This is a genomic window from Fibrobacter sp. UWR2 (genome assembly GCF_002210285.1).
Lineage (GTDB): Bacteria > Fibrobacterota > Fibrobacteria > Fibrobacterales > Fibrobacteraceae > Fibrobacter.
This window is the reverse complement of sequence record NZ_MWQE01000003.1, coordinates 162,391-186,733: the sequence shown is the minus strand read 5'-3', so window position 1 is coordinate 186,733 and position 24,343 is coordinate 162,391. Positions and strand designations below refer to the sequence as shown.

Below are 24,343 nucleotides of genomic sequence, written 5' to 3'. Positions count from 1 at the left end.
GCAATGGCAACGACTAAGAAAACGACTGAAAGTGCAAAAACTGCGGCAAAGACCGCGACCAAGACTACAACGAAGAAGGCAGCCAAGGCTACCGGCGAGGGAATCACCCTCATCATCGCCGAAAAGCCGAGCGTCGCCGCCGACCTCGTGAAAGTCCTCGGTGCAAAGTCGTTCAAGAAGAACAACGGTTTTTACGAAAGCGACACGACCATCGTGAGCCACGCCATCGGCCACCTGGTGACCATCGCCGACCCGAAAGATATAGACGAGCGCTACAAGGCATGGGACATGAAGACGCTCCCGATGCTCCCCGAGAAGTTCCCGCTCGTCGCCACGCCCGCCACCAAGTCGCAGCTTTCCATCGTAGGCAAGCTCATCAAGAGGAAGGACGTGACGACCATCGTGAACGCATGCGATGCGGGCCGCGAAGGTGAACTGATTTTCTTCTACATTCTCGACTACGTGCTCAAGGGCAAGTTTACGGGCAAGACCATCAAGCGCCTGTGGATGCAGAGCATGACGCCTGCCGCCATCAAGGATGCCTTCGAGCACCTTCGCACCGCAGAGGAGATGGAAAACCTGAAAAATGCGGCCCTCTGCCGTAGCGAAGCCGACTGGCTCGTAGGCATGAACGGCAGCCGCGGCCTCACCGCGTACAACAGCAGCATGGGCGGGTTCCAGATTACGCCGTGCGGCCGCGTGCAGACCCCGACGCTCGCCATCATCGTGAAGCGCGAAGAAGAACGCCAGCAGTTCAAGCCGCAGAAGTTCTGGACCGTCGAGGCCGACTTCGACAACGACGGCAACGCCTATCTGGGCAAGTGGTTCACCGCCTCGAAGGAAGAGGGCAAGGACCGCGTCAAGCAGATTTTTGACGAGAAGAAGGCAGAGGAAATCCTCGACAAGTGCAAGGGCAAACCCGGCAAGATCGAGGAGACGACCGCCCCCAGCCAGCAGAAGTGCGGGCAGCTCTACGACCTCACCACGCTCCAGCGCGAGGCCAACAACCGCTTCGGCTTCAGCGCGAAGACGACCCTTTCGATTGCTCAGGCCCTGTACGAAAAGCACAAGGCCACGACCTACCCGCGTACCGACAGCCGCTGCCTGCCCGAAGACTATGTGGCCCCCGTGAAGGCGACCCTCGGGAAAATCGAGGGCCCGCTCGCCAAGTTCGCGCAGGAGGCTCTCGACAAGAACTACGTGAAGCGTACCCCGAAGGTTTTCGACAACACGAAGATTTCGGACCACTTCGCCATTATCCCCACGGGTGTCACCCCGAAGGGACTCTCCGAAGCCGAAGAGAAAATCTACACGATGATCTGCCAGCGCTTTATCGCGGTATTCTTCCCGCCGGCACAGTACCTGAACACCACCCGCATCACGACCGTCGAAGGCGAGACGTTCATTACCGAAGGCAAGATCCTCGTGGACCCGGGATTCAAGGCAGTTTACGGCAAGGATAGCGACGAGGAATCGAACATCCCGAAACTGAAGGGTAACGCCGCCAAGACGCTCGACATACGCGCCGAAGAAGACTTTACCAAGCCGCCTGCGCACTACACCGAAAGCACACTCCTTTCCATGATGGAGAGCGCAGGCAAGCTCGTCGAGGACGACGAGCTGCGCGACGCCATGAAGGAGCGCGGGCTTGGTACGCCGGCAACGCGCGCCGCCATCATCGAAAAACTCGTAAGCGACAAGTACGTCGTCCGTGACGGCAAGGAAATGATCCCGACGGCGAAGGCTTTCGACCTCATCAAGGTGCTCTCGGCCATGAACTGCGAGGCCCTCACGAGCCCGGAACTCACCGGCGAGTGGGAATACAAGATGGACCTCATCAGCAAGGGCAAAGAATCCCGCGAGAACTTCATGAAGGGAATCGTCGACATGACGAAGAACATGGTGAAGAACATCAAGGGGTTCAAGGAAGAGAACACCACCGGCGAGGCAAAGTTCAGCCCGGTGAACGGCAAGAAGGTGTTCGAGACCGTAAGCCGCTACACCACCGAAGACGGCATCGTCATCCGCAAGATGATCGGCGGCAAGCACCTGACCGATGAAGAAATCGTGGAACTCCTCACCAAGCGTAAGATTGGCCCGCTGACCGGCTTCCGCAGCAAGCGCGGCGCAGAATTCACCGCGGTGCTCACTATCAACGACCAGAACAAGATCGAGTTCGTTTTCGACGAGAAACCCGAAGAAATCGAGATCGGCGAGAAGGTGGGCAAGTCCCCCATCGACAACACCGACATGTTCGAGACGCTCACCGGCTACGTGAGCCAGAGCTACATCGACAAGAAGCCCTCGGGCCTGAACCTGCCCAAGGTGCTCCTCGGCAAGGAAATCCCGCTCGAAGAAATCAAGAAGCTCCTCGCCGGCGAAAAGACCGCTCTCATCAAGGGCTTCCGCAGCAACAAGACGCGCAGGCTCTTCGACGCCTACCTCACGCTCGAGAAGGGCAAACTCAAGTTTGACTTCCCGCCGCGCGAGTTCAAGCCGCGCCGGTTCTTCAAGAAAAAGGAAGCATAATTGCACTCCGTCCGTTCTGCAATACTGGCCATCGCGATAGCTTGTTCCATGGCAGTGGCGCAGGTTTCGGCAACGAACAATCCGTACAACCTTCCGGCCGAACTTTTCGGCCTCTGGAACTCGCTCACTCTCGAAGAAAAAGTCGGGCAGATGATTATGGTGTACATGACGACCCCGAAGTTCGTCACCGAGAACCACTTCGGCGGAGTGCTCGTGATGAACCCGCACCTCTCAAACGTCAGGCAGTTCGGGCGCACCCTCACCAGCATCACCACAAAGGCGAAGGTTCCGCTCCTCGTCACCATCGACCAGGAAGGCGGCAGCGTGAGCCGCATCGGCAAAATCGACCGCAAGTGGGAAAAGACCCCGAGTGCAAAGGAATTACGCGAGCTGGATCCCGAGGCTATCGAGCGCATCGCAGGCGAAATCGGTAACACGCTCAAGGAAATCCGCATAAACCTGAACCTCGCCCCCGCAATCGACCCGCCCTCCGACATCAACGGCAAGGAGACCTTCATGGAGCACTGGGGCCGTTCCTGGGGCGGCATCGGGAATGCAGACAAGGTTCGCGCATTCGTAAAGGGAATGAAGGCAAACGGCATAACGAGCGCCTCGAAGCATTTCCCCGGCTACGACAGCGAGACGAACAGCGATCTGCAAATGGCCGAAAGCGAGGCGACCGAAGAGACCATCCGCAACAACGTCGAGTTCTTCAAGGCGCTCGCCACGGATGTCCCCATCATCATGATGAGCAGCGTTCGCTACAGGAAAATCTCAAACGCGCCCGCAGTCTTTGAACCGAAAATCGTGAAGATGGCCCACGACATCGACGACGATATCGTGGTACTTACCGACGACCTGTGGGGAACGAATCTGCGTTCATGGATAAGCGGCACCGACACCCTCGAGGACCCCTACCCCGCATCCGAATTCAGGAAGGTCGTGATGGCCGCGCTCGATGCCGGCAACGACATGTTCATGACGACCTACCCCGTGAAGGCGGTCGACATGAAAAACACGCTGGTCGAACTCGCCCAGCAAAATAAGGATTACCTTATCCGTATCGAAAAATCCGTCGCCCGAATTCTAAAGATGAAGTTCCGGGCAGGGATTATCAGGAATTAGAGACTATGATCCGCGCCTTCTTGGGCTTCGAGAGGTTCTTCACCTCTTTCAGGATCTTTTCCGGGCCGACCTTGTTGTAGGCAAGTTTCAGAATCTCGGCACAGGCAAGCGTGTCGGCCATCGCCCTGTGGTGGTTAAAGTCCGGCAGCCCGAGGGCCTCGGTCAAGTTGTGCAGACTGTAGCTCACATGCCCGGGGAAAACCTTGCGCGACAGCTTCACCGTGCAGAGGCGCGGCGGGTCGAACGCAATGCAGCAGCGCTTCATCTCTGTCCGCATGATCTTACTATCGAACATCACGTTGTGCGCCACGAAAATGCGCCCGTCCAGAAGTTCGGCAATCTCTTCTGCAAGTGCCTGGAACTGCGGGGCTCCGCGAACCATCTCGTCGGTAATGCCCGTAAGGTTCTGCACGAACGGCGTAATCGGCACACCCGGATCCACGAGACTATGGAACTCGCCCACCTGCTCGACTCCATCGAGCAGGGCTATCCCTATTTCGGTAATGCGGTTCTCGTCACCCGCTCCGCCGGACGTCTCTACGTCCACGACGGCGAATTTTAGTTCACTCAGGTTTTCCATTACCTGACCGGGACATCGATATCGAGCGTTGCATGATTCTTGCGGTCCTCGACGCGGGCCTTCATCACCTTGGCCTTGGGGCGCCCATAAAGGGGCACGACCAGCAGGTTCGAGACTCCGGCATCTTCGCTGGCCTTCGCTTCGGTATCGCGCACCGTCTTCGTGAATATCGGATTCTTTCCCGTATCGTAGATGGAGTAGGTCAGTTCACGTACCAAGCCCGGCTTGATCTGCTTGGTCGGGACCTGGAAATAGATGTAGCCGCCCTTCGGGACCTTGCGCAGGCTATCCCGGATTTCTTCTTCGGTAGCGAAGTCCGCCTCGAGCGCCATGCGCACGTTCTTCTTCACCTTGTCGGCGCCCTCGTACATCACGGAAACCTCGAAGCGCGCATCCTTCGGCACGGCGGATTCACGCACGTCCCTGATTTTCGCATTGTTCTGGTAGTATTCCCAGCGGCCATTGTCGTGCAAGATTACGGTAGAACCGTTGGAGGTCGTAGCGATAATGTCTTCTGCTAGGGATGGCGCCACGCAAGCCGCTACGGCAAATACGGCAAGGCATAGAGAGCGCAAAAAGCTAAACTGCATATAAGAATCCTGTTTACGGGTTTACCATCCTAACCACCAAGAATATATATAAAAACAATCAAAAACGATTCTGTTATAAATATTTTCCCTAGCCGTAGGGCAAAAATTCTAATATTCCGCGCATGCCTGGAAAAATCCGATTTGCGCCAAGCCCCACGGGCTACCTGCACGAAGGCCACCTGCTTTCGGCTCTATACGTGTGGGCTGCCGCGAAAAAATGGAACCTTTCAATCCACTTACGCATCGAAGACCACGACCAGAGCCGCGCACGCCCCGAATACATCAGGAGCATCTACGAGGACCTGGAATGGTTCGGGTTCGAATACGACAGCGACAGCATACAAAGTAACAGAAAGCCCGTCTACGAGGCAGCCCTCGAAAAACTCAAGCGCGAAGGCCTCGTTTACCCCTGCTACTGCAGCCGCAAGCAGCTCGAGGCAGAAAACCCCAAGAGCGCGACCGGCGAAATCGTTTATAGCGGGAAGTGCCTGCATGCCGCAGAAGCCCACGCAGCCGACGCACCGCATAACCTGCGGGTCATCGTTCCCGACGAGACCATCCACTGGCACGACCTGCGGCTCGGCGACTTCGACGAGAACCCGAAAAAGCAGTGCGGAGACTTCCCCATACGCGACCGCGACGGGCAATGGACCTACCAGTTCGCCGTATGCGTCGACGATATAGACGAAAGCATCACGCATGTCGTGCGCGGCGAGGACATCCTGAGTTCTACCGCCCGCCAGATTGCGCTGATGCGCATGCTCGGGCGCGAGACGCCGCCTGCATACCTGCACCACCCCCTTATCGTAGACACGGCCGGCAAGAAGCTTTCCAAGCGCGAGCTCGCCCACAGCCTGCGGCAGGACCGCGAAGCGGGCCTAAGCAGGGAAACGCTACTCGGGCGGGTATGTTTCAAGGCGGGCCTTGCCGCCTCGCCCGCGCCTATCGGGCTTGCCGATGCTATTTATTTGATATATCAGATTCTGTAAACACTCTAAAACACGAAAAAATCTTATATTCATAGCATGTCGCACGTTACACCATCGTCCGTCGTTTTGAAGATATGTCAAGAAGCAGCCCTTTATGACAACAAGGACCGCTTGCTCCATTTTTCGACAAAGTACGAGTTCCAGACGCCGCTCCTGCTCGAGGCAGGCGACGCCTTCTATGACAGGTGGTTGCAATCCGGTTCGACACTCCCGCTCGATTCCTTCCTCCCCGAATCGCAGGGCTTTACCGCCCAGCAGAAAAAGGAACGTACCGAACTCTTTACCCGCGTTTTCAAGGACAAGGCCCAGGACTTCGGCAAGTCCGACCTGTACCTGCTCCTCGGGTTCCTCAAATGGGACGGCAATGCGCTCGCCCCGACCCTGCTCGTGCCCGTCGACGTGAGTCCCGACTTCAAGTCGCTATCGCTTTCGAAGATGCCGCCCTTGGAGAACATCGTGCTCCGCGAAAGGCTCGCCGACATGTCGCTCCCGAAGGCCGAAGACGCCACCGTCAACGGGCAATTCAACATCCAGCTTTACTTTTCACTTTTTGAAAAGGCCGTCGCCTCCGAGCGCAACTGGAAGTTCACTCGCCACGGCATCTGCCTCGCCTTCCTCAATTCCAGCAGGCTCCGCCTCAAGAAGAACATGGAGGATTTCTACGGCGACAAGCGTATCGACAGCAACTCCTTCGTGAGTTCGCTCCTAGGCGAAGACGGTTTCCAGGTCAAGGAATCCGTCTTTGACGACGCCGATTTCGACCAGCTGTTCAACCCGACCGAGCACCATTTCCTCTACACCACGGACTCGCACACGACGAAGGTCACCATCGACGCGCTCCAGGAGAACACGCTCGGTTACGCCATCCAGTCGCTCCCGGGTACGCAGAAGATGCGTGTTGCCGCAAACATTGTCGCGGAATCCCTCTCCAAGGGCAAGGACACGCTCGTCATCACGCGCCGTGCCGTCACGCAGCAGACATTCAACCAGACATGGAAACCGCCGTTCAGGTCGTACGCCGGCCCCGAACGCCATACGCTTGTCGACCAGGTGAATGCGGCCAGGAACTATTTTGCCTCTTACTACAGGGCCGTGAACCGCGAGGTCGAGCCCTCGAAGACGAGCCTCACCAATATCCTTGCCGAGTTCACGCAGACCCCGAAAATCCGCGGCAAGTACATGGATTCGATTTTCCAGGAATCGAACACGCTCAACTACAAGCAGTTCAACGCCCTGCGCAATACGCTACAGCAGATTGTAGACATCTACTTCAAGCAGAACGGGCTTACTGCACGCAGGACATTCGAGAACGTCACCGCAAACGACCTACCGCCAGAAAAGCGCGACGAGATCCTCAAGGCATTCGGCGAAGCCGAAGAAAAGGCCAAGACGCTCGGCCCGCTGGTAGAGCTCTTCGAAAAGGAGAGTTTCTTCCCGACAGGCATATACCTGCCGCTACTCGCCGAGGTCATCGCGCTCATCCGCAAGAACTTCGACGCGAACACTCCGGAATTCGAGAACTGGGATTTGAAGTCCTCCAGCTGGAGCGCCTACCAGGACACGCTGCGTGCGCTCCCCGAAGCCGGCGACAGCTGGGTCCGCTACCACAGGCAGACATCCGACATCTACACCGACAACGCCGTCGACGAGAATATCCTCTCGTTCCGTGACGAATTCGAGGACAGCCTGAAGGCGACCCTCAAGGGCCTTTCCGACCGCTACCGCAATTCGCGCAAGCGCCTGCTCAAGGTGCTCAAGCACCCGAAAGACGTCACATCGGATGCACACCTGCTCGACCTTATCGACACGCTCATCGAGTTGCAAGAAAACAAGCGCGCCTACAAGGATACCGCGGTTCTCGGCAACCACCTGCTCGGCAAGGACTGGCTCTACGAGAAATCCAACTGGGTAACCCTGAACGCGAAGATTACCTACCTGTACAACTTCCGCGAGAAGTTCAAGGACGATCCGCATTTGGAACTGATGCTCTCCCTGCTCGAGCACTGGCACCAGTTCAAGCAGTTGTTCCCGCAGTTTGCCGACTTTGACCAGAGCATCCAGGACCTGCTCTCGACAACCCGAATCCTCACCAAGGAACTCGGGCTCGACACCCCGCTCGAAAGCCTGAGCTTTGACAAATGCCTTGCAAAGATTAGCCAGTGGAAAACAAGCTGGGGCAGTCTCGAATCGCACCTGCAGCTCACGGCACTCTTCAACCAGGTTGAGGAATACGGCTGCAAGAGCCTGCGGCAATACCTGCAGAACCCGGGCGCCATCAGCGACGAAATTGTCCAGGCCTGCACGCACGCCTGGGCGGGCACCCAGGTGCAGCTCATCAACAAGAACTTCCCCGAGATTTTCGCATGCGCCCCCAAGGCGCACACGCAGCAGAGTAAGCAGTACCGCACGTTGCTCGACCAACTTTGCAACGCGAACTTCCGCGAAGTGCACGCCATCGCCGATACCGGCAAACTCACGGTACTGAACATCGACGAGGCGTTCACCCAGAGCAAGGACTACCAGTACGATACCGTAATCCTCCTCGACGCGGACTGCATCTCGGTCGCCGAGGCCATGCCGCTCGTACTGCAGGGCAAGAAGACTATCCTTATCGGCAACCCGCACGTGCCGACCCTCGAGGAGCAGGCATTCGACGCCTTCCTCGACGTGACTCCCCCGCACACGACGTTCTTCCTCGAGAACATCATGACGGCGGCACTACGCAGGGGCATCCCCACGCGCGAACTCTGGTTCTCGGATTTCTATTCCGACCCCACGCTGTTCCAGTTTGCGAACGACCGCATCTACAACGGCGGCATCAAGCAGTTCCCGCTCCCGATGAAAAAGACCCCGCGGCGCGATTCCCTGAAGATTATTGCAGACAAGGTAAAGGACATCGCGAAGGCCGCGGTACAGCACGCCGAAAAGCACCCCGGGCAGACCCTCGGGATTATCGCCTTCAGCGAAGCGCGTTGCCACGAGATCGAGGCCGCCATCAAGGCGCTCGTCACCAAGGGTTCCGCTGCCGACATGTTCTTCGCGCAGACAAGCCCGGCCATCAGTTTCTACGTGAAGACACCCGACAGGGCCACGGACAAGTTCCGCGACGTCATCTACGTACTTGCCGAACCCGAAGGCATCGACAAGAATTCTGCCGAACGCAAGCTTGCCGTCTGCACCACGCTCGCCCGTCACGAGATGCAGGTGTTCTCCACCAAGCACGATATCGACATTCAGGCGAATGCCAAGCCCGGACTGCTCCGCGACTGGATTGTCTACCTTGCGAAAAAGAGCGTCCCGGCATCGAACGACTCGCATATCGCCGATTCCGTCTTGCGCCCGCAGGTCATGGACCTGCTCGCAAACGAAAACGTCAAGGTCGAACCGAGTTTCGCCGGCAGCGGCATCCCGGTCGGGCCTATCGTCATCGACGCGAACAACAGCAACCGCATTCTCGCCGTCATCGAGGACGACTGCACCACCGAGCGCTTCCGTGAATCCGTAGAAGACCGCGAATACGTGCGCCCCGTGATGCTACGCCAGCTGGGCTGGAAGGTCATCACCATCTGGACTCCGTTCTGGTACGTGTCGTACAACGACGAGGCAAGCCACATCGTCACGACGATCGCTATCGAGCAGAGCGTGGCGCCGCCTCCCTCCGACGAAGAAAATTCCAGCGAAGAATCCGCGCAGAGCACTCCGGAAATCGCGACGGTACCGTACCAGGCGATACACCCGAAAATCGAGGGTACCGCACACGACAAACCCATCGCGGAACTCGACGCCATCGCGCTTATCGTGCAGATGAAGTTCTACGTAGACCACGAAGCCCCCATCCACGAAGAGCTTCTGCTTTCGCGCCTGTTGCATTTGCACCACGTGGACCGCGCAGGCCCGATGATCCTCAAGGCGCTGAACGAGGCCATCAAGCAAGGGTGCCAGAGGCACAAGTTCATCAAGACCGGAAAGTTCTTCTACTCCACGAAGGACACGCCAGTCGTACTCAGGGACAGGAGCGCACGGCCCGCCAGCGAGCGCAAATTCGCCTACGTGTCGCCCGAGGAACGCGCGCTGTTACCTGCATCGATGGATGAATTCGCCATCAAGCAGTTGCTCGGGCTTGAATAAGAAAAATTAAAACGCCTCGTCAATACGAGGCGTTTATTGTTCATAGAAGCGTAATGTATTAGCGCAGCTTGACTACGAGCGCATTAATATTATAGACAGAGAGTTCGCGGGCCTTGTCGTCGGCGGCCTTCTTGCTGGTCCAGCCACCGCCACGGAGCTTGTAGAACGGAGCCTCGAACACCACCTGGATATTGTAGCCGGTAGAGGCCGCAATCTGAGCCCTGCGACGTTCTGCCGCATCGAAATCGCCCACGGCTTCGAACTGCAGCACGTAATAGCCGTTACCCTTGGATTCCTTGCCGTCCTTAGCCTTCGACGGGATCGAGGTGGCCGAGACGTTCGTCGTGTCGCGGAGCGACGGACTCAGTTCGGGCTTGTATTCCTTACCACGGAAAAGGGAATCGATGTCGGTCGGGTCGCCCGCCCACGCGATAGACGCGAGGAGTGCGCAGGCCCAGAAGCAAATAGCAAAATTTCGCATGCGCTAAATGTAGAAAAAAAGAACCCCGCCCAGGGGCGGGGTTACAAAACTATGTGGGTCTGGACAAGTGTTACTTCACCTTACCCTTGCCGCGCTTCACGCCCCAGACTTCGGTCAGTTCCTTCTTGGCTCTCTTGCCCTTGTCGCCAAGCTTCACGTAAGACGTGAACTTGGTGATGTAGGCACCGGTACCCACCAGACGGTGGTTCTCGGAAACCATGTTCCAGGAGATGTAGAAGTTACGCGGGTTCTTGACGCAGTCACCCGGCAGGTTCTGCGACGGGTCAGAGGAGAAGAACGAATCGGTACAGGCGATCGAGCCGCCCTGGTGGGCAACAAACGCACCGAGGTTCGTGTAGTAATCGACAGAGTAGTAGAACTTGACATCACCCTTGTTGACCGTGGCATATTCTTCCTTGGACCCAATGATGGAGCCCATGTCGGACTGCACGAAGTGGCCAAGCGTACCCGGGTAGTTTTCCTTGACGAAGTCGATGTTGTCGCTCGTCTTGATCGGGATAACATTGCCCACAGGAGTGGTATCGTTCACAGAACTCGGGTCGGCGTAGTTGTAGCTGATTGTCGTAACGGCAATCTTGGCGTCACCCACGACTTGTACCCACGGAGACGGCAGGCGGTCCGTCGAATTGTAGTTCGTCGGAGAGTTCCAGTGCCAGTCGGCATCCGTAGGCTGACGCAGCGTATCGGCACCGGCAGCAGCACCGTTCAGGGTATCGGTCCACATGAACGTGTCGGCACGGAAGCGGATGTAGTCGCCCACGTGCGGAGTCGGGCTGTTCGGGTCAGAGTTGTTGTAACGCAGGGTCAGCGTAGCACTACGGTCCTGCGGGCTAGCCTGAGACTTCACGTGGATGTAGCGCTGCAGCGGGTCAGCGATATCGATTGCGGAGTTCAGGTAGTAGGAGAATGCCTCCTTACCCTTAGACGCATCGGTAACCACGACCGGTTCAGAAACTTCGATCTTCACCTGGTCAAACATGCCGCCATCGCCTTCGTTCGTTGCACGGGCCGAGATGATAATCGGAGCCATGCGGTCGGTAAGGCCCTTCTCGAAGAAGGTCTTGGCTTCCTTGCCCTTCCACTTGTAAACCGTGAACGAGGCAATCTTGTCTTCGGGGTTCACCAAGGTCTTCACGTCGGCCGTGAAGGTGGAATCGATGGCGAACGCAAGTGTACGGCCATTATCCGGGCTCTTGGTGTATGCGACGCGGATAGCAGTAGAATCGAACTGCGTGGAGCACCACATTTCCGTATCCTTCTTGTTGTTGGAAATGCCCATTTCGTACGGATTGATCTTCTTCTGCCTGCTCCTGTCGTCTTCGAACTTCAAGCAGATGTAAGTCGGGATAGAGTCCGGATGGAACGCACGGTCATAGATAATAGCCATGGAGTCGGCCTTACCATCCAGGTACTCAGCAGATTCAATATGGAAGTCGGTCGGAATGTTCATTTCGCCAAGCGGCTCGCCCTTCACGTCGAACATGTCGACAATGAGCGGCATCGGTGCAGGCGGCTTGTAGAAGTGCATGTTGGTATAGGGCGAACTGATGAGCGGGCAGTCCGGAGAACCGATGACCATGCTCGCCGCCTCGGTCGCGTATTCCTGGTTCGAACGGATACGGATAAGGTACACGCCCTCGTTGAATCCGATAACCGGGTTACCGTCCTTTGTAGTGCCGTCAGCATATGTGTACTGTCCGGAACCGACGATACCCGTAGAAGTAGAATTGCCAACGAAGTCAAGAGCGTAGTAGCATTCCTTACAGATCTCGTTTGTAGACGGGTCTACGACCAGCAGGTAGAAGTCGACATCAGCGCTCACCCAGTGGAAGTATTCTTCGCCGTTTTCGTCGACATTCGGGTCGGCAGGAGGATTAATCGGCGACCAGGTAATCACATTGCCTGCAGCATCGGTAGAATCCGGGTTAGCAAACACGAGGCGCGGGGCATAGAACTTGAGCGTAGCGCTGGTCGGGCCAACCGTGGCGGTAATCTCTGTCGGGGAGGCCGTGAGGCCGGCCAGCGGGACATCGACCCAGAAGGTATCGATACCGTCGTCGTTCACCCTGCCGGTGTACGGGATCGTGAGAGGCTCGGTGCCGTCCTGCGTCTTGTAGAGGGTTGCACCCGCCGACAGCTTGAGTTCGTAGGCCTGGCCCTTGGCGGAAATGATATCCACTCCACCGTATTCATCCGGAGCGGAGATGTAAATCGGGATGCGCTTACCGGCAAGGGACTCGCCGACAAACTTCCACTGCGTACCAGAATCATACTTGAGGCCGATTTCACCGTCAACGTTGTCAAACGTGACATCCTTGGTGACAAGGCCGAGGTTACCCTTAACCTTGAACTTGAACGGTTCCGTCTTGCCGTCAACCGTAATCTTCAGATAGTAGGTACCCGGAGCAAGTCCGGTAATCTTGTCCACATCGATAATCGGGACCTTCGGGTTGGTGAGGTTGATACCACCATGGACAATGCCTCCGAGCGGGAGTGCGGCACAGTCGCTGCAGCCCGTCGGGTTCAAGCCACCCTTCTTGGTCACGATAGAGTAATTGACGTTCGTCGAGATAGCATCGCCACATTCCTGGGTCGTTTCCTGGCCACCGCCAGCGGTACCGAGAGCGACGGAGGCACAGTCACCGGCGCCAGTCTTGAGCACGCAAATGCCCAACTGCAAACCGCTAGACACAGGGGTCGTTTCGAGCTGGATACCGGTAGCCTGCTTGATGTACATGTTCGTCTTGATACGCACGTTACTCATGTCGGTACGGCGGTCACAGAAGAAGATATCGATGTTGTAATCCTGGCCCGGCACCAGTTTGCCATGCAGGCCGTTAAGGGTATCGAGCTTGACATAGCCCGGAGCGGCAAGGTGGGTACCACCGAGGTCCACGGCCAGTTTGTAGTCGATAAACACCCAAATGTCATCGTCGCCACGGAACGAGAACTGCATGCCGTTGCGGTAGGTGAACTTGGCGTGGGACTCAAAGCAGAACATCTGGTTGTTATCGCCCTTGATACGGGCATCCCAGGTAGAGTTGTCGTAAACGTTAGGATGCTTACCATCGCCAAATTCTTTATCAGAGACCGGATAGAGGTCGATGTATGGCAAGCCGGTTGTCGGTTCAATGGCTGACCAGTCAGAAACACCAGGAAAGAGCGTCTGAGCCTTCTGTGAAATTCCATTTTGAGTAGGTGTTTGCCCTTGTTCACCGATACCATACCTCACGTTACCGAGGCCTTCACGCAGCGTAGCGGCTGTCTTACAATCACCTGCGCAGGTACCGAGTCTTACAGAGTCCGCAAGGTCGTTCAGGATAGTAAAGGCTCCGGTCGGTTCGTTATAGCTATCGTATTCCCACAGGCCGTCCTTCGCGAGCTTGAACACCACGTCGCGACAGTGCTGGGAGTTAATACCCGGAGTTTCCTTGAACATGACATCGAAAGCTTCCTGGCTGACAAAGCATCCGCTAGCCGCATTGTAGACAGGCTTTCTGGTAGCCGTATCCAGGATGGAATTGACGATTCCCGTGGTTACGCCAATGCAGGGCACAGTGTTGTCTTGTCCATTGCCGGGGTAATTATACTTGGCAGTTGCAGAATAGCACTTATTGGAAGCCACATTGGGGTAAGCGTCACAGGTAAAGGCTCCATGCATGGAGGCATCGGTATCATAAAGGATTGCGGCCAGCTTGTAGGAGCAGGTTCCTTCAATGCCCGGGTCCGTCGTAAAGATACCCTTGGTGGAAGGATCGTCAAGTTCGTCGAAATCGGCAACAAAATAAATCTTGTCGGCATCCGGGAAGGCATCGAAGAACGTCTGCATCGGGAACGGCGTCAGCGCATCCGCATCGGCACCATCAAGGCCGATAGCCTCGTCCAGTTCCTCGTCACCATCCGTAAGGATGATCAAGTTGTCCGGCAGGGTTTCGTCGAGCCACACGACATAGTACCAACCACACATATTGGGGTCGGCCCTCATTTCCTTACGGCTGGCATAGGTACCATCCGGAGAATACATCGGCACGGTGCCCTTCCATTCCGCGTTATCGGGAACGAGCACGTAGAAATACTTGATATTGGGCTTGGTGTATTGGACAAGCGTCGTACCCGGTTTCTTGGGGTGTTCCATCACCCAGACATCCGTAGCGCCCTTCACCGACGGGCAGGCGATGTCACGGCCATTCTTCGCTACGTTCGGGTCGTAGGCGGCAGAACCATCCCACACGCTAGAGAGAATGTAATGCATCGGCTTCGCTGCCGATGTTTCCGCAAGGGTCTGCAGGGCGAACATTGTTTCCTGAGCTTCAGGACCTGCCAAGGACAAGTCATAGTCATAAAAACCCGTTGCGGCATTATATCTTGTAGCCGCAATTCCACCCTTACTGCCAGCTTGATCAGGGATGTTGTTCATGGCCACGAAAAATGCAGTCGGCCAGTCATCGGGCTTCTTGAAGTGCAATGTACCCGTACATGCAGACCACGCACTCTGGGCAGCCATCAACAGGAGAGAGGCGCTCAACACCCACTTCCACAAGCTGTTCTTTGTGTTTTTCATCGTTTTTGTTTCCATCAATGGTTTTCCTTCCAACTAAGCATACCAAAAAGACCGGCTTTTTTATATGCCACACCGTCCTCAAATTTATTCTTTTATTTGCCAAAAAGCCAATAATTTTTCTTTTTTTTTGCCTAAATCCCGGTTTTTTTTGTAAACAAAAAGTGAATTAACTAGTTCCCGTGTGAAAAATCACAAAAAACGGCATCCGCTTTGTTACTCAAAATTTACAAGCCTGTAAAAACGGGCCGGAAGTCATCACAAGAGGAGGTCTTTTACTACATTTTAAAACAACAACGGAGCCACTATGCAGGACCTCGACCAGACCATCGTCACCCCGGGCAAGACCATCAAGTTCGAAAAGATCGAACTGAGGCCGCACCTGATTATCCTGTACCCGCAAACGCAGTTCAAGCAGATCGCCCTCGAAAAGGGGACGGTTACCCTCGGCCGCGGTCAGGATGCCGACATCAGGCTCGACGATGAACTCGTGAGCCGAAAGCACTGCACCCTGACATTCGACGGCATCAACGTGACGGTAGAAGACCTGGGGAGCACCAACGGCACGTTCGTAGACGGGCAGCCCGTCACCCGTACCGTGCTCGACTCGGACAACCGCCTGCAACTCGGCAAGATGGTGATGAAGGTCGAATTCAAGGACAAGAGCGAAGAGGCTTTTGACCGCGCGCTGTACGAGGCGGCGACCATCGACCCGCTCACCAAGATTAGCAACCGCAGGAACTTTTTTGACAGGAGCCTCGGTGAGCTCGCTCTCGCCCGCCGGAACAACTACTTTGTCCACACCATCATGGTGGACGCAGACCACTTTAAGCACGTGAACGACACCTGGGGACACCAGTGCGGCGACATGGTGCTAAAGGAAATCGCCCGCATACTGAACGAAGAAAAGCGCGAATGCGACCTGCTCGCCCGCTACGGCGGCGAAGAATTTTTATTGCTGCTCGCGGGCATCGGGCCCGAAGACGCCCGCAAGAGCGCAGAACGCCTGCGCGCCGCCATCGAGAAGCACCGCTTCTCGTGGAAGGATACCATTATCCCGGTGACGATTTCGCTCGGGCTTTGCACCAAGCAGGGCGAAGAAATTCCGAAGATCGAAGAGATGATTGCCGAATCCGACAGGCTGCTCTATATAGCGAAAGAAGGCGGTCGCAATCGCGTCGCCTTCGGGTAGTTTCATTTTATTCCTAATTTCTACTCTAAGCGGTAGATTTTAATGTCCTTGATGTAGAACGTACGTTCCTTTTTGCCGAGGTTCAGTTCGAACCTTGCAAACGGCGTGCTCTCGCTCGGGGTAAATTCCTTCTCGAACGAGTGGCCCGAAGTCTTCACAATCGGGTGTTCCATGAAGCCCACCGTCTCGTAGTCATCGTACGTGCCAATACGGGCGGTAATCTGACCTTCGACATTCGACCAGATGGTAAACACGCACTTGTACTTTTTGCCGGCGACAAGGGCCACGTCTTCTTGAATCAGCTGTACACTATACGAATTGCTGCCACCGTTAGTCACATCAATCTTGAGAACGTGGCCGCCCTTTTCGTTAAGGACCGTAGCCGTAGCGACACCGCGCAACTGCGTGAAGAATATCCAATAGTCCAGGCCGTTAGAGAAGTCTCCATTCCGAATGGTGTTATCGCTCATCGCGCCAATCACGCCATCCCAAATATCCTTCACGAAGTCTTCAACAGCCATGCCCTGGGCATCCGTATAGCTGTAACGCAGCGGGCGGAAACTCGGAACGAAGTTCTTGTTCAAGGCCTGCCACAGTGTAATATTATTCGCATTGTCCAGGTGGATGATTCCGTCATCGGAGACTTCCGCCTTGGAGAAGTCTACCCCTTCGGTAAAGCAACGCACGTGGAACGCTACAGACAAATTAGCAACACTGTCGGATGACAAGTCAATCTGCGAGAGGTGGTAGCGCATACCGACCCGCTGGAACCCGTTGAGGTCGTATTCAAACGGGACGTACTCACCATCGAGCAGCACGCGGCCACGGATAACCGAGTTCGGCCCCTCGGGCTGGAACGACACGCCAATTTCCTTCAGGTATCCATCGTCGTCGAGGTTGATGGACTTGAACGGCTCGTCGACCGAGGTACCTTCCGTGAACGAAATCGGCAGCTGGGACTCGGGAACGTCTTCGCTAGGCCAGACCGGGCGGCCCTTCTCCTTGATATCGTTGGAGACGGCCACATAGTAACTTGAATACGAGCGGACTTCGACCAGTTCCATTGCAAATGAATCAAGCAACACCGGTTCTTCGTCCTTGGCCTGCTTGCGGAGCGAACCAGGAACAACCTCGGCATAGTCTACCGAGAAGTCAGCTGTCAGCGCGAGCGCGGGGTTTCCTATCTCAATTCCAGAAAGAGGTTCCGAACCTCCACCGGAAGAACATCCGATAAAGAAAGACACCGCTAGCACGGAGCACGCTAAGAACCCATTAAACCGCATCACACTCCTCGAGTCAGCGGGAACAGCTGTATATTCACCTGCACCACATCATCACCCTCGCCGGGCTTTGCAGAGAAATCTAGTAGTTCCTTGCGCATGAGTTGGATATGTTTCTTCAAATTGGGGAAATCTTCGCGCTTAATACTGAACGTTAGTGCAGATACATCGCGTTCCGCACTCGGGAGGGAGCTCAGCATGTTGCTCGAAATGCGCAGCATCTGCTGGTGATAGAGCTTGACCATCATGTCCTGCACCTCGTCGTCGGTGGTAAGGAGCGGGTCACGCTGGCGGTATCCGTTGGCGGTTTTCACCAGAAGGCCCGTTTCCAGCAGAAGTTCCAAGGATTCGGTGACCTGAGACGGCGTCACCAGACCGCGAAGGCGCTTGCTGACCAGGTCGGGAATGGGCTTGAAGCCCTTGAGGCCCACCATCTCGAGAATCACGGAATGGTGCCATTCCCTGAAGATGCGGAACTGGGCCTTGTCCATCTTGTGCAGCTTGGAACGCGGGCTTGCCTTGAGCAACTGCGCGTAGTAGACCTGCTTTTCGGTGTCGTTCTGAGCCTGGTTGAAGAACACGAGGCTTTCAAAATAGGCGGCCCTCTGCTTTTCGAGACCGAGACCCTGGATGATCTTGAGCACGGTCCCCTTCGTGATGTTGCGCTTGCCGTCGATAGTAAGCTTCAAGTGGGCGTGGCTAGAAAGCCCCGCCTTCTCGGCAAAGAACCGCAAACTGAAGGAGGGCTGCGTATGCTTCTTGTACTCGTAGTAGTCGCGAAGGTACACCCTGAAGTTGGTGTACTGCAGCACATCCGGTTCGGTTAATATTTTTTTCTCTCCGTTGTCCATACCTATAAGATAGCAGTATCAATCTGAGAAATGCAAAAATAAATGTACTTTCGCGTTTACCCAAGTAACCAATTTCGTAACCATTATTTAAGAAATTTTGGCTTTTTTAGGCGAATTTCGGCAATTTTTGTGGCTACCGAACCGTTTTCAGCGGTCTTTCGCCAGGCGAGAAAACCGCAGGTGGTCCTCGAAATGCCCGTTGATGAACTCGTACTCGCGGCAGGTGCCCTCTGGCAAGAAGCCCGCACGGGTGGCGACCGCAATGCTTGCGGGGTTATTGACCGAGGCCGAAATATCGAGCCGGTTGAGGCCGAGTTCCGTAAACGCATGGCGGGCAAGCAGGCGAAGCGCCTCGGTTGCTAGACCGCGCCCCGTAAACGGTTCACCCAGCCAGTAACTGACGCTCGCGGAGCGGTGCTGCGCCTGGATCCAGCCGAGCATGATAACGCCGGCCAGTACAGGCTTTAAACTGTCCGTCGGTTTTAAACTGTCCGCGCCCTTCTCGAAGATGCCCCAGCAGGCACCGTTCGCCATGTCGGCCTGGATTTCCCACGTGTCGATGCGGGACTCGACATCCTCGACGCTGGTACATTCCGCGGGCCACGGCAGATGGCGGGCAAGGAATTCGCGACTACCATCTATCACAGGGTAGAGCGCGGGCGCATCGGGGCCGTGCAGCAGGCGGAGCGTAACACGCTCGCCTTCGATAGCGATATCGGGTATTTCGGTCAGGAAGTCTTCCATGCGGGTACATATATAGAAAAACCGCCGGACGAATCCGGCGGGTTTTCAGTGCGGATGAAAGGACTTGAACCTTCATGCCCTTGCAGGCACTAGAACCTGAATCTAGCGTGTCTACCAGTTCCACCACATCCGCGTGGTGCACCAAATTTTGAAAAATTCGCCCGTTTTGTCAAGGGGTAGGGCAGTTATTTCTTGGTTTGGACGGCATCCCGTATCCAGTCGAGGTGCTTTTCGCGCCAGTACGACCAGTCGTGCTCGCCTGCGGGGTCAAACCGGAGCATGCAGTCCGCCTTGACCTCCCTGCAGAATTCCTCTATCCAGGGCCTGGCCTCCCCCGCCGGGAAAAGCCTGTCGTTGCCGCCCTGCAAAAAGCGCCACCTGCCATCGCGCATCCTGGAGTTTGCACCGGCAAGCATGCGGGCCTCGCCCAGCAACTTGCCGAACGAACTTGCGAGCAGACGATCCTTCACGCGGCGCTTGCCCTGCATGGAATAGACGAGCACGCCCAGCGCCCCGTCCGAGACGCCGACCAGCGAGACTTCGCCCACCGGCGAGCCACGACGTGCACCGACCGAATCCAGCGCGGCATCGACAGCAGCCAACATCGCTCCCGTAGCCCAGTGCCTGTCCCTGCACGCCGATGCGCTCACCACGACTACATTCGGGAAAAGCTTTGCGAAGTCGTCGCCCGCAACATAGCCCTTCTCGCAGTTACCACTTGTCATGCCGCCATGGAACCACACGACGACACTGGACTTTGCCGCATGATGCGGGAAACTCGCCTTGGAAGATTTCGGTTGTGGCGGCCACCACACGCCCGTCGCGCTCTTGACGAACATTTTGCTCTCTTGATCGATGAACTGAACCGTGAGCGAGTCTGGCCTGCCGCCCGCCCAGGCGCTTACGCAACAAGTCAAGGCTACGAACAGCGCGACAAGCCTACGCATGGTCTATACCCGACGCACGAGACGCTTTTTCGTCTTGATTCCCAAGACAAGGAAAACGACCATCCCGATAAAGCTGAAAAGGACTATCCCCGCGACCACCAGCAAGTGCTCGATCTGATAGTCCGCAATCTCTTCCCATTCCAGCCCGCCATCCTTCGTAGATATCGACTGCACCACGTACACCTTGTCGGTAACGCGCGCAGCCCATATTTCTAGCGGGATCTGGGCCGCATCGGGGCTTGCAAAACTGAACCATTCCGAAAGGTCGTCGTTCAGTTCCTGCGAACTGTAGAGAATGAAGGTCGCATCCTTGTCCCCGTTTATCTGGAAATACGTCTTGTCCAGGAACGGGATGTTCGTACCGCCAAAGAGGCTCGGGATAGAGGCATGGCTAAGCGTGCCATAAAAAAGATGGGGCTCGGCTATAAAGCTGCGCACCACGAGATGCGTACTCGAGACGCACCACGCAATAATCAGCAGGAACAACAAAGACGTGTTCAGATAAACGTATTTACGCGATTGAAAAAAGAAAGGCATAACAAACTAGTTTTTGGACCTGAATATAAAAAAGAATGTCGAGAGCAGCAGGACCAAAGTAAGGAAATAGAACACCAAAGGTATCTTCGCCTTCAAGGTAATCTCGTTCAGGCTTTCTTGCTGGAAAAACTGTATGAGGTCTTCGCTCGCTAGCACGGTCTCGTGGTTGTCGAGGCGGTTCCAGGCAAGGGCGAGTTCCACGTTCTCGTCCAGGAGGCCCTTGATGCGAAGGGCTAGCGAATCGGGAATATCGAGGCCCTGCGGGAGCGTTACCGGGAACCCGTAGCGCGCAGAATCAAGCACCGCAAGCAGCGGGTACGAGACGTTGCCCGGCAGGAACACCGCTTCGGCGTAAATCTTGTCGAAGGAATCGAACCACGCACGACGGACAGGCAGGTAACGGCGCACGCCGGCCACCTTCGAAAGCACGCGGCGTTCAAATTCGTGAACCGAATAGGGAGGAGGCGCAGCAACTCCCTGAGACGAGAAGGTATCCATCTCGCGCGAGAACGACACTGCAAGTTCACGCAGCGACATGGACTGCGAAAGCACCTTCATGGTATCGTTCGTGTAGCCGCACCGGACGGCATTCATGGAGCGCATGAGTTCCATGTCCATGAGTTGGTAGTCGGAAAGCGACTTGATATAGCGCGAATAAACTATGATGTCCGGCTTCTGGGAAATATAGAACAGCGCCGTAAGCCCGAGCGTAAGCAAGATAATCAGCCAAACCCACGGAGTCTTGAGCTTCGCGTTAAAGGTATCGGCGATGGTCCTATTTTTATTTTCGTCCACGACTAGAAATTACCTTTTTTCTACTTTGATGGGCATGCGCGGGAAGTTTTTTTCGACATTTTTGACGTTTTTACCGCTTTTGGGCATCTGTGGCGGGCTTTGCTGCTGCACCATCGAGCATGCCGAAGAGCAGATTGTCGAAAAACACGTGAACGGTACAAAGAAAACCTCCGTGTGGGTGTACCCCGACGGCGAAATTCTCAAGCGCAACGAGTGGTACGACAATGGCATCAAGGAATTCGAGATCCAGTACAAGAACGGCGTACCGCATGGCAGCATCAAGCGCTGGACCGTACTCGGCGACGTAGCGCTCGACGGCGAATACAAGAACGGCAAGCGCGAAGGGACGTGGACAAGCTACTTCGTAGAACGGCTGAACTCCCGCCGCAAAGAATCCGTGCGACACTACAAGGACGACCACCCCGTGGGCGACTGGGAAGGTTGGCACTTCAACGGGAACAAGGCTTTTGAGGAACACTACGACGACAACGGGAACCCTACAGGCGTATGGAAAAAATGGCATGAGAATGGCGTGCTTGCCGAAGAAAACAGCAACTGTCACAACGAAGAAGAAACCGATTTTGACAAACTACAACCAACACCCGGATTCCTCAAACACTATAGTCGAGACTGCAAAATCCTTGAAGACTATGAATGCTTCATGGGCAAAAAACAAGGCAAGTACAAACTATACTATGAATCGTATGGCACCCCAGATTCTTCTGCCGAAAACTGTAACAACGCCAAAATCCGCGAAGAGGGCCTCATAGACGATTTAGAATGCGGTTCCGATTTGTTCCCCACAGCACTCTATAGGGCGGATGGTTCTATCATAAAGAAAGTGGAGTACCATGCCGATGATTGCGGCTACTCCCCATCCCGAGTTTCATGGTTTGACGAGCACGGAAACCTACTCAGGGAAACGGTGTTCAAAAACCATACCCATTTCGGATGGGACGGAATCGTCTACGGACTATGCGAAGAATCCACCAAACATTTTTGCGCTGAAACTTCATTTGTTCAATTTGCAAACCCCTACGGCACCTTGGACAGCAGCACCTTGAGCCAGAAAGACGCCTTCACGCAGAGCATCGGCAAATACAAGGCCAACGTCCGTTACATAAAGCCGGATCACAAGTTGCTCTATGAGGAATACTGGGATTTTAGCGACAATCCAGAATGGAAAGACAGTGGACCGATTCTCCTTGTTAGCCGCAGTTTCTACCCCGACAGCATGGGCGGCGGAATGGCTAGCGAAGGCTTTTGGGGAAACCCTTCCGTCGAAGGCGAATCCAAACGGCACGGCGTATGGCGCAACTGGTACCCGAACGGAATCTTGAAAGACAGCCTCAACTACGTGAACGGGGAACGCGTCGGCGAACAATTCGGTTACGACAGCACCGGCAAGCTCACGATACATAAAACAGAGGCCGGCAAGAACCGGCCCGTAATCATGCACATACCGGGAGAAAAATGAGACGCAAGGATAGAGAAGTTACAGGCGACGAGAATATCGCAAAAATTATCGAGCAGTGCACGACCTGCCACATTGCGATGGTGGACGATGCGGATGCGGGCATGCCCTACGTGATTCCGATGTCGTTCGGGTATAGCCTGGAGGATGGCGTCCTGGAACTGTACTTCCACTGCGCGCATGTCGGCAAAAAACTCGACTGCATCCGCAAGAATCCGAATGTGGCGTTCAGCATGTGCGTCGAGAACCGCATCGAGATTCACGAAGATGTTTATTGCAAGAGCGGGCGCTTTTACGCGAGCGTTGTCGGGCAGGGCAAGGCCGAAATCGTCGAGGATAGCGCCGAGAAATGCCGCGGGCTCTCACTCCTGATGGAACGGCAGGCCGCAGGAGCCGCGCACGGTTCAAGTTCCGCGCAACCTATGCACGCGACCCCGCACAAGTTCGAATTCACGCCCGCGCAGGCCGCCGCCGTGACCGTCCTCAAGATAACGAGCACGAACTTTACCGGGAAGGCGAAAAACGACAATGCTCAAAAGTGCTAGTAAAATATTGGCGTTAGCCTTGGCATGTTCTGCCCTCTGTTGGGCGGAACAAATGCTAAATCTTACTTTGTATGTTACAAAGAACTATATGGCCATATACGCACTCGGAGGGTGGACTAAAGATTTTTATTACAGAGCAGCACCCGATTTGTATGAGAGCCGCTACATTTCGCTTCACAAAGAAAAAGAAGATGATGCCGGACACATCGTATGGGCGCTTTATTCCGAAAAGAACGGCATGCTGGATAGCGTGATTGTCGATGAGAACGGCGAAATCTATTCAGCCGTTGGCCGCGGCGAAGGCGGGATATGGCCTCCCCATCTGAAGCACAAGCTCACACAGCACAGGGCCGATAAAATTGTCGTTGCCCCTTTATCCATATTCGATAAAGTTCTTAAGGAACTGCATATATCTCGTCATGTATCGAAATCTGATACAACCGATATTTTCATTATTTTGGACCCGAATAGAATCGCAGAACCTGATGATAATAGAGAAACCTTCTTGAATAAAGTTCGAACCTACAAGCCGCTGATGCAGATGATAAAAGACGAAGGATTTGCATACCTCACCATCGCATTTTCAAGCGACTTTGATGAAAACAAATTTGACTATAGTGATGTAGCGATTTTAATCCAAGATATATATAAGACTTTGGAGTTAGAAGTACCGCCTCGTCGAGAACGCACATTTATTCAGCCACTTTCAGCTAGAGATCACCTTATCATAAAAGATAAAGAATTACTCGAAAAAATCAATAAAATTCTAAAGGATGTGTTGGACAAAGATAAAACGACAATTCGACCGCAATAGTTTTTGGGGGTCTTAGGGGGCAGGCCCCCTAGGCGAGGGAGTAGCGGATGCCACAAGGAGATCCCCGCCGGAGCCTGCCCTGAGCATGTCGAATGGGCGGGGATGACATGGGGCAGAAGCGAGGGGGAGACCTCCCCCTTTCCCATTATTTTTCTATCTTTGA

Annotated in this window: 18 protein-coding genes and 1 tRNA gene; 8 read left to right on the top strand and 11 right to left on the bottom strand. The window is 55.2% G+C overall.

The window, feature by feature from the left end; genetic code table 11:
- Nucleotides 1-3 precede the first annotated feature (3 nt).
- Nucleotides 4-2,529: a DNA topoisomerase III gene (locus tag B7994_RS06730; protein ID WP_088637696.1), complete on the top strand. Its 2,526-nt coding sequence runs from the start codon at nt 4-6 to the stop codon at nt 2,527-2,529.
- A complete protein-coding gene (locus B7994_RS06725) occupies nt 2,530-3,654 on the top strand; it encodes a glycoside hydrolase family 3 N-terminal domain-containing protein (protein WP_088637695.1) in 1,125 nt (374 codons plus the stop codon).
- Here the strand turns inward: B7994_RS06725 and B7994_RS06720 are convergent.
- Together B7994_RS06720 and B7994_RS06715 are read right to left on the bottom strand one after the other, a co-directional pair.
- Nucleotides 3,644-4,234 carry a PolC-type DNA polymerase III gene (locus B7994_RS06720; protein ID WP_088637694.1) on the bottom strand — a complete coding sequence of 197 codons (591 nt, stop codon included), beginning with the start codon at nt 4,232-4,234 and terminating at the stop codon, nt 3,644-3,646. The genes B7994_RS06725 and B7994_RS06720 overlap by 11 nt on opposite strands.
- Nucleotides 4,234-4,824, bottom strand: a complete 591-nt coding sequence (locus B7994_RS06715; RefSeq protein ID WP_088637693.1) for a hypothetical protein — start codon at nt 4,822-4,824, stop codon at nt 4,234-4,236. The genes B7994_RS06720 and B7994_RS06715 overlap by 1 nt, the downstream gene beginning before the upstream one ends.
- 122 nt (nt 4,825-4,946) lie before the next feature.
- Between B7994_RS06715 and B7994_RS06710 the strand changes: the two genes are divergently transcribed.
- Together B7994_RS06710 and B7994_RS06705 are read left to right on the top strand one after the other, a co-directional pair.
- A complete protein-coding gene (locus tag B7994_RS06710; RefSeq protein WP_088637692.1) occupies nt 4,947-5,813 on the top strand; it encodes a glutamate--tRNA ligase family protein in 867 nt (288 codons plus the stop codon).
- A 36-nt stretch (nt 5,814-5,849) separates the two neighbouring features.
- Nucleotides 5,850-9,941 carry a hypothetical protein gene (locus B7994_RS06705; RefSeq protein ID WP_088637691.1) on the top strand — a complete coding sequence of 1,364 codons (4,092 nt, stop codon included), beginning with the start codon at nt 5,850-5,852 and terminating at the stop codon, nt 9,939-9,941.
- Nucleotides 9,942-9,999: 58 nt separating this feature from the next.
- Here B7994_RS06705 and B7994_RS06700 read toward each other — a convergent pair whose 3' ends face one another.
- Nucleotides 10,000-10,422 carry an SPOR domain-containing protein gene (locus B7994_RS06700; RefSeq protein ID WP_233143094.1) on the bottom strand — a complete coding sequence of 141 codons (423 nt, stop codon included), beginning with the start codon at nt 10,420-10,422 and terminating at the stop codon, nt 10,000-10,002.
- Nucleotides 10,423-10,492: 70 nt separating this feature from the next.
- A complete protein-coding gene (locus B7994_RS06695; protein ID WP_158213098.1) occupies nt 10,493-15,004 on the bottom strand; it encodes a fibro-slime domain-containing protein in 4,512 nt (1,503 codons plus the stop codon).
- Nucleotides 15,005-15,308: 304 nt separating this feature from the next.
- Here B7994_RS06695 and B7994_RS06690 point away from each other — a divergent pair, with 304 nt between their 5' ends.
- A complete protein-coding gene (locus B7994_RS06690; RefSeq protein WP_088637689.1) occupies nt 15,309-16,193 on the top strand; it encodes a GGDEF domain-containing protein in 885 nt (294 codons plus the stop codon).
- A 20-nt stretch (nt 16,194-16,213) separates the two neighbouring features.
- Here the strand turns inward: B7994_RS06690 and B7994_RS06685 are convergent, their stop codons facing one another.
- From B7994_RS06685 to B7994_RS06655, 7 genes are all read right to left on the bottom strand, one after another.
- Nucleotides 16,214-17,476, bottom strand: a complete 1,263-nt coding sequence (locus B7994_RS06685; protein ID WP_088637688.1) for a carbohydrate binding domain-containing protein — start codon at nt 17,474-17,476, stop codon at nt 16,214-16,216.
- Nucleotides 17,476-18,324, bottom strand: a complete 849-nt coding sequence (locus tag B7994_RS06680; RefSeq protein ID WP_088637687.1) for a TIGR02147 family protein — start codon at nt 18,322-18,324, stop codon at nt 17,476-17,478. The genes B7994_RS06685 and B7994_RS06680 overlap by 1 nt, the downstream gene beginning before the upstream one ends.
- A 147-nt stretch (nt 18,325-18,471) precedes the next feature.
- Nucleotides 18,472-19,068 (bottom strand): GNAT family N-acetyltransferase, encoded by a 597-nt coding sequence (locus B7994_RS06675; protein ID WP_088637686.1) that lies wholly within the window; start codon nt 19,066-19,068, stop codon nt 18,472-18,474.
- Nucleotides 19,069-19,117: 49 nt separating this feature from the next.
- Nucleotides 19,118-19,201, bottom strand: a tRNA-Leu gene (locus B7994_RS06670).
- Between the two features lie 52 nt (nt 19,202-19,253).
- The gene (locus B7994_RS14060) at nt 19,254-20,015 is read right to left on the bottom strand and encodes a hypothetical protein (protein WP_158213097.1); all 762 of its coding nucleotides are present in this window, start codon (nt 20,013-20,015) and stop codon (nt 19,254-19,256) included.
- A gap of 3 nt (nt 20,016-20,018) precedes the next feature.
- A complete protein-coding gene (locus B7994_RS06660) occupies nt 20,019-20,504 on the bottom strand; it encodes a hypothetical protein (protein ID WP_144063782.1) in 486 nt (161 codons plus the stop codon).
- Between the two features lie 54 nt (nt 20,505-20,558).
- Nucleotides 20,559-21,347: a hypothetical protein gene (locus B7994_RS06655; RefSeq protein WP_233143092.1), complete on the bottom strand. Its 789-nt coding sequence runs from the start codon at nt 21,345-21,347 to the stop codon at nt 20,559-20,561.
- A 34-nt stretch (nt 21,348-21,381) separates the two neighbouring features.
- Here B7994_RS06655 and B7994_RS06650 point away from each other — a divergent pair, with 34 nt between their 5' ends.
- From B7994_RS06650 to B7994_RS06640, 3 genes are read left to right on the top strand one after another with little or no spacing between them, the layout of a single operon-like run.
- Nucleotides 21,382-22,824 carry a toxin-antitoxin system YwqK family antitoxin gene (locus B7994_RS06650; RefSeq protein WP_144063781.1) on the top strand — a complete coding sequence of 481 codons (1,443 nt, stop codon included), beginning with the start codon at nt 21,382-21,384 and terminating at the stop codon, nt 22,822-22,824.
- The gene (locus tag B7994_RS06645) at nt 22,821-23,366 is read left to right on the top strand and encodes a pyridoxamine 5'-phosphate oxidase family protein (RefSeq protein WP_088637683.1); all 546 of its coding nucleotides are present in this window, start codon (nt 22,821-22,823) and stop codon (nt 23,364-23,366) included. The genes B7994_RS06650 and B7994_RS06645 overlap by 4 nt, the downstream gene beginning before the upstream one ends.
- Nucleotides 23,350-24,180 (top strand): hypothetical protein, encoded by an 831-nt coding sequence (locus B7994_RS06640; RefSeq protein ID WP_088637682.1) that lies wholly within the window; start codon nt 23,350-23,352, stop codon nt 24,178-24,180. Before B7994_RS06645 ends, B7994_RS06640 begins: the two co-directional genes overlap by 17 nt.
- The last annotated feature ends 163 nt before the right edge of the window (nt 24,181-24,343 follow it).

Bases quoted from the DNA above. Each gene is read 5' to 3' on its own strand.
- B7994_RS06730 (WP_088637696.1), top strand. From the start codon at position 4: ATGGCAACGACTAAGAAAACGACTGAAAGTGCAAAAACTGCGGCAAAG.
- B7994_RS06720 (WP_088637694.1), bottom strand. From the start codon at position 4,234: ATGGAAAACCTGAGTGAACTAAAATTCGCCGTCGTGGACGTAGAGACG.
- B7994_RS06715 (WP_088637693.1), bottom strand. From the start codon at position 4,824: ATGCAGTTTAGCTTTTTGCGCTCTCTATGCCTTGCCGTATTTGCCGTA.
- B7994_RS06710 (WP_088637692.1), top strand. From the start codon at position 4,947: ATGCCTGGAAAAATCCGATTTGCGCCAAGCCCCACGGGCTACCTGCAC.
- B7994_RS06705 (WP_088637691.1), top strand. From the start codon at position 5,850: ATGTCGCACGTTACACCATCGTCCGTCGTTTTGAAGATATGTCAAGAA.
- B7994_RS06700 (WP_233143094.1), bottom strand. From the start codon at position 10,422: ATGCGAAATTTTGCTATTTGCTTCTGGGCCTGCGCACTCCTCGCGTCT.
- B7994_RS06695 (WP_158213098.1), bottom strand. From the start codon at position 15,004: ATGAAAAACACAAAGAACAGCTTGTGGAAGTGGGTGTTGAGCGCCTCT.
- B7994_RS06690 (WP_088637689.1), top strand. From the start codon at position 15,309: ATGCAGGACCTCGACCAGACCATCGTCACCCCGGGCAAGACCATCAAG.
- B7994_RS06685 (WP_088637688.1), bottom strand. From the start codon at position 17,476: ATGCGGTTTAATGGGTTCTTAGCGTGCTCCGTGCTAGCGGTGTCTTTC.
- B7994_RS06680 (WP_088637687.1), bottom strand. From the start codon at position 18,324: ATGGACAACGGAGAGAAAAAAATATTAACCGAACCGGATGTGCTGCAG.
- B7994_RS06675 (WP_088637686.1), bottom strand. From the start codon at position 19,068: ATGGAAGACTTCCTGACCGAAATACCCGATATCGCTATCGAAGGCGAG.
- B7994_RS14060 (WP_158213097.1), bottom strand. From the start codon at position 20,015: ATGCGTAGGCTTGTCGCGCTGTTCGTAGCCTTGACTTGTTGCGTAAGC.
- B7994_RS06650 (WP_144063781.1), top strand. From the start codon at position 21,382: ATGCGCGGGAAGTTTTTTTCGACATTTTTGACGTTTTTACCGCTTTTG.
- B7994_RS06645 (WP_088637683.1), top strand. From the start codon at position 22,821: ATGAGACGCAAGGATAGAGAAGTTACAGGCGACGAGAATATCGCAAAA.
- B7994_RS06640 (WP_088637682.1), top strand. From the start codon at position 23,350: ATGCTCAAAAGTGCTAGTAAAATATTGGCGTTAGCCTTGGCATGTTCT.